Origin of the sequence: Alysiella filiformis, assembly GCF_014054525.1 — a bacterium.
GTDB lineage: Bacteria > Pseudomonadota > Gammaproteobacteria > Burkholderiales > Neisseriaceae > Simonsiella > Simonsiella filiformis.
The window spans coordinates 2,286,186-2,303,924 of sequence record NZ_CP059564.1; the positions used below are offsets into that span (position 1 = coordinate 2,286,186).

The 17,739-nt window shown below is 47.5% G+C and carries 10 protein-coding genes, 2 tRNA genes and 3 rRNA genes; 4 read left to right on the forward strand and 11 right to left on the reverse strand.

Translation table 11 applies throughout. The annotated features are described in order from the left end of the window. Positions 1 to 10 precede the first annotated feature (10 nt). The gene (locus H3L97_RS11100; protein ID WP_218839691.1) at positions 11 to 880 is read left to right on the forward strand and encodes a LysR family transcriptional regulator; all 870 of its coding nucleotides are present in this window, start codon (positions 11 to 13) and stop codon (positions 878 to 880) included. On the opposite strand, the gene H3L97_RS11110 is transcribed toward H3L97_RS11100, so the two are convergent. Further along, positions 825 to 1,460, reverse strand: a complete 636-nt coding sequence (locus H3L97_RS11110; protein ID WP_097114834.1) for a 5-formyltetrahydrofolate cyclo-ligase — start codon at positions 1,458 to 1,460, stop codon at positions 825 to 827. The two genes, H3L97_RS11100 and H3L97_RS11110, sit on opposite strands and share 56 nt — an antisense overlap. Positions 1,461 to 1,577: 117 nt before the next feature. Between H3L97_RS11110 and H3L97_RS11115 the strand changes: the two genes are divergently transcribed. Continuing rightward, complete coding sequence (locus tag H3L97_RS11115) at positions 1,578 to 4,037, forward strand: DNA translocase FtsK (protein WP_097114833.1); 2,460 nt, start codon at positions 1,578 to 1,580, stop codon at positions 4,035 to 4,037. Positions 4,038 to 4,185: 148 nt separating this feature from the next. Here H3L97_RS11115 and pyk read toward each other — a convergent pair whose 3' ends face one another. Then, positions 4,186 to 5,652, reverse strand: a complete 1,467-nt coding sequence (gene pyk, locus H3L97_RS11120; RefSeq protein ID WP_097114855.1) for a pyruvate kinase — start codon at positions 5,650 to 5,652, stop codon at positions 4,186 to 4,188. 114 nt (positions 5,653 to 5,766) lie between these two features. Here pyk and H3L97_RS11125 point away from each other — a divergent pair, with 114 nt between their 5' ends. Then, positions 5,767 to 6,312, forward strand: coding sequence for a type IV secretion protein Rhs (locus tag H3L97_RS11125; RefSeq protein WP_097114832.1), 546 nt, complete (start codon positions 5,767 to 5,769; stop codon positions 6,310 to 6,312). On the opposite strand, the gene H3L97_RS11130 is transcribed toward H3L97_RS11125, so the two are convergent. Beyond that, the gene (locus tag H3L97_RS11130; protein WP_097114831.1) at positions 6,300 to 8,315 is read right to left on the reverse strand and encodes a prolyl oligopeptidase family serine peptidase; all 2,016 of its coding nucleotides are present in this window, start codon (positions 8,313 to 8,315) and stop codon (positions 6,300 to 6,302) included. The two genes, H3L97_RS11125 and H3L97_RS11130, sit on opposite strands and share 13 nt — an antisense overlap. Before the next feature lie 81 nt (positions 8,316 to 8,396). On the opposite strand from H3L97_RS11130, the gene H3L97_RS11135 reads away from it, so the two are divergent. After that, positions 8,397 to 8,684 (forward strand): DUF3817 domain-containing protein, encoded by a 288-nt coding sequence (locus tag H3L97_RS11135; RefSeq protein ID WP_097114830.1) that lies wholly within the window; start codon positions 8,397 to 8,399, stop codon positions 8,682 to 8,684. A 93-nt stretch (positions 8,685 to 8,777) separates the two neighbouring features. Here H3L97_RS11135 and murU read toward each other — a convergent pair whose 3' ends face one another. From murU to H3L97_RS11175, 8 genes are all read right to left on the reverse strand, one after another. Next, a complete protein-coding gene (gene murU / locus H3L97_RS11140) occupies positions 8,778 to 9,488 on the reverse strand; it encodes an N-acetylmuramate alpha-1-phosphate uridylyltransferase MurU (protein WP_097114829.1) in 711 nt (236 codons plus the stop codon). 86 nt (positions 9,489 to 9,574) lie between these two features. Further along, the gene (gene aroG, locus H3L97_RS11145) at positions 9,575 to 10,618 is read right to left on the reverse strand and encodes a 3-deoxy-7-phosphoheptulonate synthase AroG (RefSeq protein ID WP_097114828.1); all 1,044 of its coding nucleotides are present in this window, start codon (positions 10,616 to 10,618) and stop codon (positions 9,575 to 9,577) included. 237 nt (positions 10,619 to 10,855) lie between these two features. Beyond that, positions 10,856 to 10,967, reverse strand: a 5S ribosomal RNA gene (rrf, locus tag H3L97_RS11150). A gap of 134 nt (positions 10,968 to 11,101) precedes the next feature. Continuing rightward, positions 11,102 to 13,989, reverse strand: a 23S ribosomal RNA gene (locus tag H3L97_RS11155). A 496-nt stretch (positions 13,990 to 14,485) separates the two neighbouring features. Continuing rightward, a tRNA-Ala gene (locus H3L97_RS11160) sits at positions 14,486 to 14,561 on the reverse strand. Positions 14,562 to 14,582: 21 nt separating this feature from the next. After that, positions 14,583 to 14,659: transfer RNA gene (locus H3L97_RS11165), tRNA-Ile, on the reverse strand. 225 nt (positions 14,660 to 14,884) lie between these two features. Then, a 16S ribosomal RNA gene (locus tag H3L97_RS11170) occupies positions 14,885 to 16,423 on the reverse strand. The 16S, 23S and 5S rRNA genes sit together here with 2 tRNA genes alongside, the layout of an rRNA operon. Before the next feature lie 371 nt (positions 16,424 to 16,794). After that, a complete protein-coding gene (locus H3L97_RS11175) occupies positions 16,795 to 17,520 on the reverse strand; it encodes an outer membrane beta-barrel protein (protein WP_097115188.1) in 726 nt (241 codons plus the stop codon). Positions 17,521 to 17,739: the final 219 nt, after the last annotated feature.

The window sequence follows — 17,739 nt, forward strand, 5'->3', positions numbered from 1 at the left end:
ATTTAAAACAATGAACCTCAACACCCTCCGCCTTTTCGTTGCCGTTATCCAGCACGGCAGTCTCTCCAAAGCCTCCGAGCGACTCAATGTGCCGATTGCAACCATTAGCCGTCAAATTGCCGACTTGGAAAAAGAGCTGAATATTCAACTCTTTGACCGCCAAAAATCAGGCGTTAAACCCACAATGGCGGGGCAACGCCTGTATGAACAGGTGCATTTGTCCATTGAACAGCTTGCCACTGCCAAAGAGGTGTTGTTTGAAGAGCAAGGCAATTTAAAGGGCAAATTACGCCTGTCGGCAAGCCCTGCCTGCGAGCCAGTTCTTTCGTGGATAGCTGATTTTCAGACTGCCTATCCACAGGTACAGGTGCATTGCACACTGACCGACCGTCTGCTTGATTTGTCGGCAGACGGCATTGATGTGGCGTTTCGGATTGGGCAGTTACACGGCGAACAGTTTATCGCCAAAAAAGTGGGGCAAATCGGCAGTAAATGGGTGGCACACCCTGATTTACTGGCACGATTTGGTACGCCCAGCACCGTCAAAAATTTGAAAAATTTCCCCATTGCCGCTTGGGCAAAAAATGAAGCAAGCGTCATCACGCTAGGCACTGGCAGACAAGCGGTGGAAATTCCCTATCTTTTTGCCAGCAATGACAGTTATGCCATTGAATATATGGCAAAACAGGGCAAAGCAGTGGCGCTGCTTGCCGACAGCACGGTGGATAGACTCGTGGCAGAAAATGGCTTGGTGGAAATCTTGGGCGAAACGGAAAACCCCAAATTTGATTTGACGATGATTTATGCCGCCCATCGTTATCCGTCTAGCATTGTGCGGGCGTTTGTGGAGTTTGTGTTGGAGCAAGTTCAGGCTGCCTGAAACGCTGTACCCCATTTTCACAAACAAAATAATTCAATGGTTTATCGTGCTTTTCAATCGGCAACACGGCACATTGTTGGCACGCAAACCCCACCCCCACCGTCCGTGGCAACCCACTTCGTTGTGCCGCCGCCAAACTCACATCGTAAAAACCACCGCCCTGCCCCAAGCGATAACCGCGTTCATCAATGCCCACAAGCGGCACAATCAGCGTATGTAATTGATGTGCGCGGATTTTTTTGCCTGAAAATTGCGGAATATTCAAGCGACTTTGTGTGCGTGGGCGTTCTGCCACCGCCTTTTCAGGCAGCCGCGTGAACCACAAACGCAAACTTTTCGGCTCAATATACGGCACATAAATTATCGCGCCACGCTGTTTTGCGATGAAAATCAATCGGTTTAAACGCATTTCGCTGCCAATGGGGCAATACAAAGCGATGCGTTTACCGCGCACCACAAAGCGGCTCAAATGGTTTTGCGTTTTGCGTTCTGCAATTTGGCGTTGCGCTGGTGTGATGTTTTGTCGGGCGCGGCGCAGTTGGCGGCGTAAATCGGTTTTATGTTTTGCGGTGTGGTTCATATCCAAAATTGTCCTTATTTCCGTTATAATTGCGTGATTAAATCATAATTAGCCAATTTCAGGCTGCCTGAAAACATTTCAGGCAGCTTTTTTCCCCAAATACAAAGTGATAGAAAAATGTTCCCATTTAAAAACAAAAGCAAAAAAACAGAATCACCCGCCCCAGCGCGTCCCAAAATAGACCGCAATCCCCAGTCTGCCACCAACACCAAGCGCACATCTGAAAAAAAAGCCAAAATCAGCCAGCCACAAACCACGGCAGCGCCTGAAAAAACCTCGCGTTTTGCGTCCATTTCATTTCGCAGCGTGGGGGCGATTGTGCATGATTCATTGTGGGCATTGATGATGATTTTTGCCATTTGGTTTATGGCGATTTTAACCACATTCAGCATGACCGACCCTGCTTGGACACACAGTTCCGCCAAAAAATCGGCAGAAATCCACAATTTAGGCGGACTCATCGGCGCGTATCTGTCCGATTTGAGCTACTATGCGGTGGGTTTGTCGGCGTGGTGGATTGTGGTGGCGGCAATGGTGTGGCTCTACAAAAATTTCCGCCTGTTTTGGCAAAGCGAGCATGAACCCTATTTGCCCATGTTGGCAGGTTTGGGCTTGTCCATGCTGCTGATGTTTACACCGCCTTTGGAACGACTGTATTTTGGCACATCGCTGGACGACATTTTGCCCAAAGGCGCAGGTGGTTATTTGGGTTCGCTGCTTGCCAATGGCTTGGAAGTGATGATGGGCAAATTTGGCGGCATTTTGATTTTGAGCGCATTGATTTTGGTGGGATTGAAATTGTTGGCACAATTTTCTTATGTGGAATTGATGGTCAATTTGCTCAATCAAATCAAAATCATTTGGCGCGATTTGACTTCACGCAAACGCCCCACCGCCAATCCAGCCAATCAGCCAGCCACGCGCCGTTTGTCGCAAGAAGCACGCAACATCGCCGCCGAACCCATTGAAACACCCACATACAGCAACAGCAACAGACGCAACACACTCAACATTACCCCACCCAAAACCGAAGAACCTGCCCCACCCAAAGAAAAAACCCCCATCGCAGAAGGCGAATACGTTTTGCCCGATGTGGATTTGCTCAATGCGCCTTCACAAGAAACGCTGCAAATTGCCCCCGAAAAATTGCAAGACATCGCCAACAGCATTACCGAAAAATTAAAAGAATTCAATATTGAAGTAACCGTGGTGGACGCGATGATAGGCGCAGCCATCACACGCTTTGAAATTGAACCTGCCAAAGGCGTGAAAGGCAGCCAAATCGTCAATTTGAGCAAGGATTTGGCGCGTTCATTGTCCATACAATCGGTGCGCGTGGTGGAAACGATTTCAGGCAGGAACACCATGGGCATTGAAATCCCCAACGAGCAACGCCAAGAAGTTTTGTTACAAGAATTTTTCAATGCCAAAATTTTCCACGAAGCCAAATCCAAGCTGACCATGGCTTTGGGCAAGGGCATCAGCAATGATGTTACCATTGGCGATTTGGCGCGTATGCCGCATTTGCTGGTGGGTGGCATGACGGGTTCGGGCAAATCGGTGGGCGTGAACGCGATGATTTTGTCCATTTTGTTCAAAGCCAAGCCCGATGAAGTGCGTTTCATCATGATAGACCCGAAAATGCTAGAATTGTCGGTGTATGAAGGCATTCCGCATTTGCTCTGCCCTGTTGTTACCGATATGAAAGAGGCGGGCAATGCGCTCAACTGGTGCGTGGCAGAAATGGAACGCCGCTATCGTTTGCTTTCACACGTTGGCGTACGCAATTTGTCAGGCTACAACGAAAAAATTCAGGCAGCCAAAGCCGAAGAAAAACCCATTCCCAATCCATTCAGCTTGAATCCAGACGAACCCGAGCCTTTGGAAACGCTGCCACAAATTGTGTTGGTGATTGATGAATTGGCAGATTTGATGATGACCGAACGCAAAGCCGTGGAAACCCAAATTGCGCGTTTGGCACAAAAAGCGCGCGCGGCTGGCATACACATGATTATCGCCACACAACGCCCCAGCGTGGATGTGATTACAGGCTTGATTAAAGCCAATGTGCCAACACGCATGGCGTTTACCGTACAAAGCCGCGTGGACAGCCGCACCATTTTAGACCAAATGGGCGCGGAATCGCTGCTCAAATATGGCGATTTGCTGTTTTTGCAACCAGGGGAAGCCGAACCTGTTCGCTTGCAAGGCGCGTTTGTCAGCGATGATGAAGTGCATCGCGTGGTGCAATTCATCAAAGCGCAAGCCGAACCGAATTATGTGGACGGCATTTTGACAGGCGAAGCCCTGCTCTCCGACCATGGTGCAAACGACAGCAATGGCAACGCCAATCCATCAGGCAGCAACAATGAATTATTAGACCAAGCCATTGATTTTGTTTTAACTTCGCGCAAAACGTCCATTTCCGCGTTGCAACGTCATTTGAAAATCGGCTACAACCGCGCCGCCAATTTAATGCAAGAATTGGAGGAAAACGGCATTGTCTCCCCCGCCCAAAGCAATGGCGCACGGCAGATTTTGGCAAAACGTTCGCGTGATTTGTTGGACGAGGAATGAGTTTTTCAGGCAGCCTGAAACCTTTGTAAAACTCGATTTCAACTTGCAGAAATTTTTATTTTTATCAATAAATTAAAAAGGGGCGGATATGAAATCCGCCCCTACGTCAGTTTACAAGTAGATTTTGCAAAAGTTTCAGCCTGAAAAATCAGCGCACCGTCATAATCTGCAAGGTATTGGTTGAACCAATTTGGCGCATTTTGGAACCGCTTGTGATGATGTACACATCGCCCGATTTCAACACTTCACGCGACACCAGCAAGGCTTCCACTTCTGCCAAGGCTTCGTCATGGTCTTTGCTGGTTGCCAAATTGAGCGGACGCACACCGCGATACATTGCCATGCGGCGTTGTGCATCAACCGATGGGGTCAGCGCGTAAATCGGCATGAGCAAACCATAGCGGCTCACTTGAAACGCACTTGCGCCACTTTCGGTTAAAGCCACAATCGCTTTGGCTTTTGCCAAACGTGCCAAATGCACCGCACCGCCTGCCACCACCGAACCTTTTTCGCCAGAGGCATTCACATCATCGCTGTCCACCACGCCAACCAGTGAATCTTGTTCTTTTTCGGCTTGGGCGCAAATAATCGCCATTTGACGCACGGTTTCAAAAGGATAGGCACCCACTGCGGTTTCTGCGGAACACATAATCGCGTCTGTGCCGTCCAACACCGCATTGGCGACATCGCTCACTTCGGCACGGGTTGGCACGGGGTTGGTAATCATGCTTTCCATCATTTGGGTGGCGGTAATGCTGAAACGGCGCAATTCTCGCGCACGATGAATCATGCGTTTTTGCCAAGCGGGTACAGCCGCATTGCCCACTTCCACCGCCAAATCGCCACGCGCCACCATAATGCCATCTGACGCCAAAATAATCGCGTCCAAATTTTCCAAGGCTTCCACACGTTCAATTTTTGCCACTAATCCAGGGTAAACGGTTTTGCCCAAAGCCTCGCATTCGGCTTTGACCATTTCGCGTGCTTGTTCCATTTCTGCGGCGGTTTTGACAAAGCTCACGGCAACATAGTCGCAACCGATTTTGACGGCGGTTTTCAAATCGCGGAAATCTTTTTCGGTAAATGCGCCTGCCGACAAGCCTCCGCCTTGTTTGTTGATGCCTTTATTGGATTTCAATTTGTGGCTGTTATTGGCAATGGTGTGGATTTCGCTGCCTGAAACTTTTTCTACGGTAACGGTCAGCAAACCATCGTCCAACAACAAGATGTCGCCAGCGCGCACATCTTGGGGCAATTCGCGGTAGTCCAAGCCAATGCGTTCGCGTGTGCCTTCGCCTTCCAAAGCGGCATCAAATAATACTTTTGAGCCAGCTTCAATGTCCACACCGCCATTTTCCAATTTGGATACGCGGATTTTTGGACCTTGCAAATCTGCCATAATTGCCACTTCGCGCCCTGCCTGACGTGCTGCTTCGCGGACGATTTTGGCGTTTTCTTCGTGAAATTCGGGTGTGCCATGGCTGAAATTAAAGCGCACAACGTGTAAGCCGCCAATCACAATCATGTCGCGCAACAAATCCACATTGTTGCTGCCTGGTCCTAGTGTGGCAACAATTTTGGTATTATGGCGAATGCGGGTTAAATCTCGTTTCATTTTGTTGTTTCCTTTAAAAGTTTTGGAAATGGATTTTGTAAGATTATAACGCTTTTTGCCGCCAAATGGCATTTTCCAACGCAAATTTTTACCCAGTTTTGAAAGATTGTTACAATGACCGCATTAAATGCTTTTCATCGCCGCAAGCTCACATCTGGCGAAATTGCCCTTGCCCAATCGGTGTATCAAGGCAGCCTGAATTATGAGCGCATTCGCATACACAAAGGCAAATTGATTCCTTTTTTGCAATACAATCGGGTGGCGATGTCGCCTTTTGGTACGATGCATTTTCCCAAGTCTTTGTATCAAAATGATTTTAGCCAAGCAAGCATCAGCGCACGGCATTTGTTTATTCATGAAATGGCACACATTTGGCAGCACCAACTGGGTTTGCGTTTGTGGCTGGACGGTGCGATTTTGGGCGCGAAGGGCGGCTACAAAAACAATGAATGCTATGCTTACGCCCACCGCGTCAATCAATGTGAACATTTTAGTCAATTCAATATGGAGCAACAGGCGGATTTGATTGCGGATTGGTTTGTGTTTCAAAATACGCAAAATAATCCGCAAATTCAAAAAATCATGCGTGATTTTATTGATAATCCCAACAATGTCGCTTTGTTGCCCACTCATGCGGAATTTCGGTTTCAGGCTGCCTGAATGATGGTTTCACGCAAAAATGCCAGCACCGTTGCCAATTCGGCGGCGGTGTCTTCTTGTGTGCCATTGCCTGTGTGTCCGCCTGTTTCGGGGGCGTAGAGCCACGTTGGGGCGTTGGGATTTTGCTGCAATTTGGCATAAAATTTCAGCGCGTGGGCGGGGTGAACGCGGTCGTCTGCCAAACTGGTTGTCATCAGACTGGGCGGATAATTCAGGCTGCCTGAAAGTTGATGATAAGGCGAAAATTGTGCCAAATAATCTGCCATTTTTGGGTCATTTGGGTCGCCATATTCGTCTATCCAACTTGCGCCTGCATACAATTCGGTGTAGCGCAACATATCGGTAAGCGGCACTTCGCACACCATCGCGCCCATGCTTTCAGGCTGCCTGCAAAACGCGGACGCCACCACCAAACCGCCATTGCTGCCACCTTGAATGGCGATTTTTTGGGGCGATGTGAAACCGCGTTCACACAAATCTTGCAAAATGCCCAATAAATCATCAACGCTTTTGTGTTTGTTTTCGCGGATTGCGGCGGTGTGCCAATGGGCAAATTCGCCCCCACCACGCACATTTGCCAACACAAACGCGCCGCCTTGTTCCAACCAATGCCGCCCCATCGCCCCCAAATAATGCGGCAACTCGGGCACGGCAAAACCGCCATACACATACACCAAAGTGGGCGTGTTGGGCGATTGGCTTTTGCCAACGTGGTAATAGGGGATTTTCGTGCCATCGTGAGAAGTGGCAAAGTATTGATGAAATTGAATATTTGTCGCGTCAAATTGCTTGGGCTGACGGCGCAATACCGTCAATTCCATCACATTCAAATCCAATGAAAACAAGGTCAAAGGCGTAACAAAATCGCTTGCTGCCAAATGCACCGTGTCGCCACCCCAAGGTTGGTCGGTGATTTCAATCGCGCCTTTGGGAAAAGTGGGCAGATTTTGCGCCACCCACGCGCCATTTTCCCATTTCCACGCTTTCAGGCTGCCTGAAACATTGTCCAACAAACTGGCAATGATGAATTTTTTGGTGGTTTCAATGCTTTCCAAAGCCTGCGTTGCATTTGGCACAAACAAACATTGCGCCTCGCCCAATTCGCCCTTGTTCAATTTGAGCGCAATCAGGCTGCCTGAAAGGTATTTTTGCTTGCTGCGTTGCCAATCCGATTTCAATTTAACAATCAATTGCCCAGCCAAATAAGCCAACAACTCACAATCTTTGGGCAAAGCCAATTTGATGGCTTGCAAATCGGCATTCACATAATAATAATCTTTGGTGTAAAACGTGTGTGCCGTTTCAATCAAATCAATGGGCGCACCCTGACCGTCCAAATAACGCCAAGCGTGAATCAGCACACCATTTGCGTCCATTTCCAACACAGGCGTGGCATCTTCAAACGCCTGACCGCGCCGCATCAACCACGCCTGACGCGGATAACCCGAAGTGGTAAGCTGGCGTTCGTCCCAAGCAGGGCAAACCCAAACGCTGTTTTCATCGCGCCACGCAATGTGGTTTTTGCCAAGCGGAAAATGGAAACCATTGGCAACAATTTCCTTGTTTTTCAAATTAAATTCAATGGTGTAAGCCGAATCCGAACCCGCCGCCGAAAGCGTCAGCAAAGCCATTTCAGGCTGCGCCACATAATGCGACACACCGCTCAAATACACATCATCGCCCAAAATCGTGTCAAAATCCGCCACCGAAAACAAAATTTCCCATTCAGGCAGCCCCGCGCGATAGCTCGCCGCACTGCACACACGATACACCCCTTTCGGATTATCGGCAGATTGATGAAAATGGTACATTTTCGCGCGATGTTCTTGGCAAAATGGGATTTGCTTGTCGTCTTGTAATTGCGACACAATTGCTTGTTTTGTTTGATGAAAATAATCAGATTGAGTGAATTTTGCCCGCGTTTTCGCGTGGGCTTGTTGATAAAAAGATTGGGTTTGCGCGGAAGACAAATCTTCCAAATATTGAAATTCATCTGCGGACATGGTTTCAGGCTGCCTGAAAAAATCAAAACGTGATTATAGCGTCAAATTCCGCTAAAATAACGATTTTTCACAGGAATTGCGATGAGTACACCCATTTTGCGCGTGGCAGGCATTTTAGAAGGCATTTCGTGTTTGGCATTGTTTGGTTTTGCCATGCCGATGAAATATGTGTTTGATAACCCTGAGTTTATTCGTCCAACAGGCATGACGCACGGGGTTTTGTTTTTGGCATTTTTAGTCGTGTTGTTGGCAACCTGCCATGTGAAGAAATGGTCATTGGGGATTTTTGGGCTGGGCTTGATTGCCGCGATTATCCCCTTTGGCACATTCGTGTTTGACCACAAAATCAAGAAATTGGATACAGAATAAGATTTCAGGCAGCCTTTCTCTCCCCCACAAAAATGGATTTTGCCTTCAGCAAAAACTTGAATTTGGTAGGGAAATGATAAGGCAGCCTGAACATCATTTTTTGGCTAATTTTCCCTGTTGTACCAATGTGTTGGCAAATGCCAAACGTTCCACCGTTCCCACGTCCAGCCACAAACCCGTGTGCCATTCGCCTTGCACCGTGCCATCATTCATCGCTCGACGCAACAAAGGCGCAAGTTTCGCAGGCACATTTTTAGGCGTATCGGCAAACAATGCAGGCGCATACACGCCAATGCCGCTAAACGTGGCGCGTTTGCCAGCCGCATTTTCCGAATGAATCACACCATTGTCGCCCAAAATAAAATCGCCTTGCGGATGGTGTTCGGGATTTTCAACCAGCCACAAATGCGCCAAAATCGCATTTTGCTGCATATTTTGCGCGATTTGGTGGGCTGCCTGAAAATCAATGTCCGTCAAAACATCACCATTAACCACCAAAAACGGCTCATCGCCCAACAAAGACAAAGCCGTGGCAATGCCACCAGCTGTTTCCAAACCCGTCTCCCCTTCTGGCGAATAAGCAATGTTCACACCATAAGCCGCGCCATGACCCAAAGTTTGCTCAATCTGCCGCCCCAACCACGCATGATTGATGACAATCTCATCAATTCCAGCCGCTTTCAAACGGTGCAAATGCCAACCAATAAGCGGCTCATCGCCCACCATCAACAAAGGTTTGGGCATGGAATCGGTTAAAGGGCGCATGCGCTCGCCGCGTCCAGCCGCCAAAATCATGGCTTTCATGGTATTTTTCCTTCAAAAAACAATATTCAGGCAGCCTGAATATTGAGGGCAATTTGTCCCCATATCCCCTGCTGCCTGAAAAACACTCACAAACGACAACGGTTTGCGTCCGCCAACAATGCCAATAAAGTTTCGGTCGTATCCCAACCAATGCAACCATCAGTAATACTCTTACCATACTCAATCGGCTCGGCTTGTTTGCCCTCTTTCAGATGACTTTCCACCATCACGCCCATGATGTTGTTTTCACCATTGCGAATTTGCGCCGCAATGTCCTCTGCCACAATCATTTGGCGCGTATAATCTTTATTGCTATTGGCATGACTACAATCAATCATCAATTTGGGCGTAACCTTTGCCTGCTCCAACTGCGCCGAAGCCGATTTAACATGTTCACTGCTGTAATTCGGCTCTTTACCGCCACGCAAAATCACATGGCAATCGGGATTACCCGCCGTATGCACAATCGCCGAATGACCCGATTTGGTAACCGACAAAAAATGATGTGGGTGCGATGCCGCCCCAATCGCGTCAATGGCAATTTTCAGATTGCCGTCTGTGCCATTTTTAAAACCCACAGGGCAAGACAAGCCCGAAGCCAACTCACGATGAACCTGACTTTCAGTGGTACGCGCCCCAATCGCGCCCCAAGAAATCAAATCCGCATAATATTGCGGCGTAATCATATCCAAAAATTCAGTAGAAGCAGGCATACCCAAATTATTCAGTTCCAACAATAATTTACGCGCTTGACGCAAACCAAAATTGATGTCAAAGCTGCCATCCAAATGTGGGTCATTGATGAGACCTTTCCAGCCCACCGTGGTACGCGGTTTTTCAAAATAAACGCGCATGACAATCAGCAGTTCTTTTTCATATTTTTTACGCAATGGCAACAAACGTTGAGCATATTCCAAAGCAGCCTGCGTATCGTGAATGGAACATGGACCAATAATCATCAACAAACGATTGTCTTTACCCGATAAAATATCAGCAATTTCAGCGCGCGTTTGCGTTACCAATTCCGTTGCCTGTTCACTAATCGGCAATTCATACAAATGTGCAATCGGTGGCAATAATTCCATAATCCCATTAATGCGTACATCATCAGTTTGCTTTAAGCGTTCCATTTTTATCTTTCTCAATAATTAAAACAACAGCTTAACAGATTTAATTGTGCTTTTCAATGTAAAAAGGCAACATCGTGCAACATAATTGCCAAAATTTCAATCAAAATGGATTTTATTGACATTAAATTTCAATTTAATGAAAAAATTAACATTTTATACTTAAAATAAAAATTTAAATAAAAAACCGAAAACCCCAGCACCTAATAAAATAAAAGGAGCTGGGGTAGAGAATAAGGAGTTTGGCGATGACCTACTTTCGCATACGGAGTATACTATCATCGGCGCAGGGATGTTTCACTGTCCTGTTCGGGAAGGGAAGGAGTGGGTCCAAACCGCTGTGGTCGCCAAACGTAAAGGGGGTAAATTGGGAAGCCAATAAAACAAAGGTTTTGTGTTTGTATTGATTTTGTATTTTTGGTGATGACTGAGTCATCAGTAAGCTTTGTCATTTGTAGTAGAACTGTTTAAAGTTATTCAAATGATAGAGTCAAGCCTTACGGGCAATTAGTATCGGTTAGCTGCAAGTGTTACCACTCTTCCACACCCGACCTATCAACGTTGTGGTCTACAACGACCCTTGAATGTGGTTAAACCACAGGGGAAGTCTCATCTTTGGGCGAGTTTCGCGCTTAGATGCTTTCAGCGCTTATCTCTTCCGAACTTAGCTACCCGGCTATGCTTCTGGCGAAACAACCGGTACACCAGAGGTTCGTCCACTCCGGTCCTCTCGTACTAGGAGCAGCCCCCGTCAAACTTCCAACGCCCACTGCAGATAGGGACCAAACTGTCTCACGACGTTTTAAACCCAGCTCACGTACCACTTTAAATGGCGAACAGCCATACCCTTGGGACCGACTACAGCCCCAGGATGTGATGAGCCGACATCGAGGTGCCAAACTCCGCCGTCGATATGGACTCTTGGGCGGAATCAGCCTGTTATCCCCGGAGTACCTTTTATCCGTTGAGCGATGGCCCTTCCATACAGAACCACCGGATCACTATGTCCTGCTTTCGCACCTGCTCGACTTGTCGGTCTCGCAGTTAAGCTACCTTTTGCCATTGCACTATCAGTCCGATTTCCGACCGGACCTAGGTAACCTTCGAACTCCTCCGTTACGCTTTGGGAGGAGACCGCCCCAGTCAAACTGCCTACCATGCACGGTCCCCGACCCGGATAACGGGTCTGGGTTAGAACCTCAAAGCCACCAGGGTGGTATTTCAAGGACGGCTCCACAGAAACTGGCGTTTCTGCTTCAAAGCCTCCCACCTATCCTACACAAGTGACTTCAAAGTCCAATGCAAAGCTACAGTAAAGGTTCACGGGGTCTTTCCGTCTAGCAGCGGGGAGATTGCATCTTCACAACCATTTCAACTTCGCTGAGTCTCGGGAGGAGACAGTGTGGCCATCGTTACGCCATTCGTGCGGGTCGGAACTTACCCGACAAGGAATTTCGCTACCTTAGGACCGTTATAGTTACGGCCGCCGTTTACTGGGGCTTCGATCCGATGCTTGCACATCTTCAATTAACCTTCCAGCACCGGGCAGGCGTCACACCCTATACGTCCACTTTCGTGTTAGCAGAGTGCTGTGTTTTTAATAAACAGTCGCAGCCACCGATTCTCTGCGACCCTGATAGGCTTACGGAGCAAGTCCTTAACCTTACAGGGCATACCTTCTCCCGAAGTTACGGTATCAATTTGCCGAGTTCCTTCTCCCGAGTTCTCTCAAGCGCCTTAGAATTCTCATCCTGCCCACCTGTGTCGGTTTGCGGTACGGTTTTGATTCAACTGGAGCTTAGTGGCTTTTCCTGGAAGCGTGGTATTTGCTGCTTCGTGTCCGTGGACACTCGTCATCACGTCTCGGTGTTAAGAAGGAGCGGATTTGCCTACTCCTTCCACCTACAGGCTTAAACAATCTATTCCAACAGATTGCCAGCATAACCTTCTCCGTCCCCACATCGCATTGAATCAAAGTACGGGAATATTAACCCGTTTCCCATCGACTACGCATTTCTGCCTCGCCTTAGGGGCCGACTCACCCTACGCCGATGAACGTTGCGTAGGAAACCTTGGGCTTTCGGCGAGCGGGCTTTTCACCCGCTTTATCGCTACTCATGTCAACATTCGCACTTCTGATACCTCCAGCAGCCTTTACAAGCTGCCTTCACAGGCTTACAGAACGCTCCCCTACCATGCTAGTAAACTAGCATCCGCAGCTTCGGTTACAGATTTGAGCCCCGTTACATCTTCCGCGCAGGAAGACTCGACCAGTGAGCTATTACGCTTTCTTTAAATGATGGCTGCTTCTAAGCCAACATCCTGGCTGTCTGTGCCTTCCCACTTCGTTTACCACTTAATCTGTCATTTGGGACCTTAGCTGGCGGTCTGGGTTGTTTCCCTCTTGACACCGGACGTTAGCACCCGATGTCTGTCTCCCATGATTGCACTTTCTGGTATTCTGAGTTTGCAATGGGTTGGTAAGTCGCAATGACCCCCTAGCCATAACAGTGCTTTACCCCCAGAAGTGATACATGAGGCACTACCTAAATAGTTTTCGGGGAGAACCAGCTATCTCCGAGTTTGTTTAGCCTTTCACCCCTATCCACAGTTCATCCCCGCATTTTGCAACATGCGTGGGTTCGGACCTCCAGTACCTGTTACGGCACCTTCATCCTGACCATGGATAGATCACTCGGTTTCGGGTCTACACCCAGCAACTGATCGCCCTATTAAGACTCGGTTTCCCTACGCCTCCCCTACTCGGTTAAGCTCGCTACTGAATGTAAGTCGTTGACCCATTATACAAAAGGTACGCAGTCACACCATTAAAGGTGCTCCCACTGTTTGTATGCATCAGGTTTCAGGTTCTATTTCACTCCCCTCCCGGGGTTCTTTTCGCCTTTCCCTCACGGTACTGGTTCACTATCGGTCGATGATGAGTATTTAGCCTTGGAGGATGGTCCCCCCGTATTCAGACAGGATTTCACGTGTCCCGCCCTACTTGTCGTGCGCTTAGTACCATGATACTGTTTTCGGATACGGGGCTATCACCCACTGTGGCGGACTTTTCCAAGTCCTTCTCCTAACAGTGCCATTATCACGCACAGGCTTTTCCGCGTTCGCTCGCCACTACTTGCGGAATCTCGGTTGATTTCTTTTCCTCGGGGTACTTAGATGGTTCAGTTCTCCCGGTTCGCTTCGCCAGTCCTATGTATTCAGACTGGGATACACATTGCTGTGTGGGTTTCCCCATTCGGACATCGCGGTATCATTGCTTTTTTGCCAGCTTCTCCGCGCTTTTCGCAGGCTTACACGTCCTTCTTCGCCTATCATCGCCAAGGCATCCACCTGATGCACTTATTCACTTGACTCTATCATTTGAAGAACCTTTGACTTTGCAGAATACAGCGTTGACAACCATATTCTACTTAGATTCTCAAACAATAAAGCTTACTGCTTTGTTGTGATACCCATCTTGCCTTTTGTGTTTCAAGACGGGTATTGATACAATCATCACCCAAATACTGTTGTTTAATTCTTTCTAACCTGTAAACTTAATTCAAAAATCAATTAACAATAATTAAATTAATGAACCAGACTTTCAGGCTGCCTGAAATCAGTTTGCAAACTGATTTCAAACCAAATCGAATCAAAATTGTCTTTGTTTGTTGATTTCGGCTTTCCAATTTGTTAAAGAGCGATGCAATCAATTAACTGACTAATCATCAGCAAATTGCAAATTAAAACAAGCAAGCTAGCCATTCTACACAAACTCGCTTTAATTTGCAATTTTAAATTTTTGAATATTTATAAAATAATTATTTTTCTTATTTTATTTTTTATTCCACTTTCAGGCTGCCTGAATCTTGGTGGAGGCAAACGGGATCGAACCGATGACCCCCTGCTTGCAAAGCAGGTGCTCTACCAACTGAGCTATGCCCCCAGTATTTCTTTGCGTTGCAACTGGTGGGTCTGGTAGGACTTGAACCTACGACCCCACGCTTATCAAGCGTGTGCTCTAACCACCTGAGCTACAAACCCATGTCTTTTAAAAAATAAGCTACGCTCTACTTCGTCTCTCAACATCTTATGTACTTGCGTACACGGCGATGTTTCGTTCCTTGTTTAGCTTGCTTCTTTTTTAAAATCCTAAAATTAAATTTAAAATCAAAAATAATTTAAAATCCAATTTCAAGATTTAAAACTTGCATCTTTATCTGTGATTACCGATAAGTGTGAGTGCATTCAACCTCTTCTTTTCTCTAGAAAGGAGGTGATCCAGCCGCAGGTTCCCCTACGGCTACCTTGTTACGACTTCACCCCAGTCATGAAGCATACCGTGGTAAGCGGGCTCCTTGCGGTTACCCTACCTACTTCTGGTATCCCCCACTCCCATGGTGTGACGGGCGGTGTGTACAAGACCCGGGAACGTATTCACCGCAGTATGCTGACCTGCGATTACTAGCGATTCCGACTTCATGCACTCGAGTTGCAGAGTGCAATCCGGACTACGATCGGTTTTCTGGGATTGGCTCCACCTCGCGGTTTGGCTACCCTCTGTACCGACCATTGTATGACGTGTGAAGCCCTGGTCATAAGGGCCATGAGGACTTGACGTCATCCCCACCTTCCTCCGGTTTGTCACCGGCAGTCTCATTAGAGTGCCCAACTTAATGATGGCAACTAATGACAAGGGTTGCGCTCGTTGCGGGACTTAACCCAACATCTCACGACACGAGCTGACGACAGCCATGCAGCACCTGTGTTGCGGTTCCCGAAGGCACAGCTCTATCTCTAAAGCCTTCCGCACATGTCAAGACCAGGTAAGGTTCTTCGCGTTGCATCGAATTAATCCACATCATCCACCGCTTGTGCGGGTCCCCGTCAATTCCTTTGAGTTTTAATCTTGCGACCGTACTCCCCAGGCGGTCAATTTCACGCGTTAGCTACGCTACTAAGGCATCAAGTGCCCCAACAGCTAATTGACATCGTTTAGGGCGTGGACTACCAGGGTATCTAATCCTGTTTGCTACCCACGCTTTCGAGCATGAACGTCAGTATTATCCCAGGGGGCTGCCTTCGCCATCGGTATTCCTCCACATCTCTACGCATTTCACTGCTACACGTGGAATTCTACCCCCCTCTGACATACTCTAGCTTGCCAGTTTCAAACGCCGTTCCCAAGTTGAGCTCGGGGATTTCACATCTGACTTAACAAACCGTCTGCGCTCGCTTTACGCCCAGTAATTCCGATTAACGCTCGCACCCTACGTATTACCGCGGCTGCTGGCACGTAGTTAGCCGGTGCTTATTCTTCGGGTACCGTCATCACGAACTGGTATTATCAATCCGCTTTTCTTCCCCGACAAAAGTCCTTTACAACCCGAAGGCCTTCTTCAGACACGCGGCATGGCTGGATCAGGGTTCCCCCCATTGTCCAAAATTCCCCACTGCTGCCTCCCGTAGGAGTCTGGGCCGTGTCTCAGTCCCAGTGTGGCGGATCATCCTCTCAGACCCGCTACTGATCGTCGGCTTGGTAGGCCTTTACCCCACCAACTACCTAATCAGACATTGGCCGCTCAAATAGCGCGAGGCTCCTAAAAGTCCCCCGCTTTCACCCTCAGGTCGTATGCGGTATTAGCTATCCTTTCGGACAGTTATCCCCCACTACTCGGTACGTTCCAATGCATTACTCACCCGTTCGCCACTTGCCACCAGGTGCAAGCACCCGTGCTGCCGTTCGACTTGCATGTGTAAAGCATGCCGCCAGCGTTCAATCTGAGCCAGGATCAAACTCTTATGTTCAATCTCTAACTTACAACTTCTGGTCTGCTTCAAAGAAATTAACAAGAAATAAATATGAAAAACACATTCAATCTTGTAAACTCTCAAAACAGTGTGAGGCTCAATACACTCACACTTATCAGTAATCATTTATTTAAAGAACTAAAAAATTCAACTAAATATTTCTCTTTGCCGCCGTAGCAGCGAAAAACCGAATTATGCCCACAATCTCACACAACGTCAAGCACTCAATCACAAAAAATTCTCTAAAAAATGACAAATTCATCAAATTTAAGGAAATTTCATTCAAACCCCAATTTAAAATTTAAAAGGCTGCCTGAAAACAAACTGCATTTTCAGGCAGCCACCTTTTCGCAAAAGGTGAGGGAAAATCAGAAATGGTAAGTAACACCAAAATTCACAACGGGAATGACTTTGTATTTTTCTACTTTATCTTTTACTTTTTCGGTTTCTTGGGCAAGACGGCTATCCAATTCTTTGACTGCTGCTTCTGTACCGCCTTGGGAATCAACCAATTTTTGACGCAAATCGCTGTTAATGCTTACTGTGGTTTTGGGCTTGCCTGCGTAAAAACCCAAATCGGCACTGAAACCCCATTCGCCTGCTTTTTTGCGTTTGACATCATGACCCCAACCAATACCAAAATAAGGCGATACGGCTGGGTATTTGACTTCTACGTCCAAGGTATCGTTACCTGTTAAATTGACTTCGTATGTTTTACCACCCAATTTGAAGGTTTGCTTGCTGCTGCTGTCGCTTTTACCTGTGGCTTCAAGCGAAGTTTTCCCAAATCCCAAACCTGTGGTCAAGCGAAAGGCGTTGTCTTCCATTGGGAAATAGTCGGCATGCACATTCAATTTATTGGTTTTCAATTTGGCATCAAAATCAAATGCGCGGTAGTGAAAATCGCGTTTAATGTTGCCCAAAGTGGTTAAATCGCCACGCACGGTAACATTGTCGCTGACACCGTAGCCCACCCCTACTCCCACGCCTGGAATGCCTGCTTTGCCATACACTTCCAAATCTTCGGCTTGCGCTGCCTGAAATACGAATGTGGCTGCCAATGCGGTAAAGACATAAGAAAATTTGCTTTTCATTGCTTGATTCCTTTTTATAGCTTGGTAAAAAATTTTTAAGACACACTCATCATACGCCCTTTTTGAGCAGAAATCCCCAAAATGCTACCCATACTTGCCCATATTTCAATAAAAAAGCAAATTTGTGTAAAAAACACAACATTTTTGCATTCAGGCTGCCTGAATCCCTTTCGCAAAACAACACCCCCAACACCAGCTCAATGGTTGAATCAAGTGCTT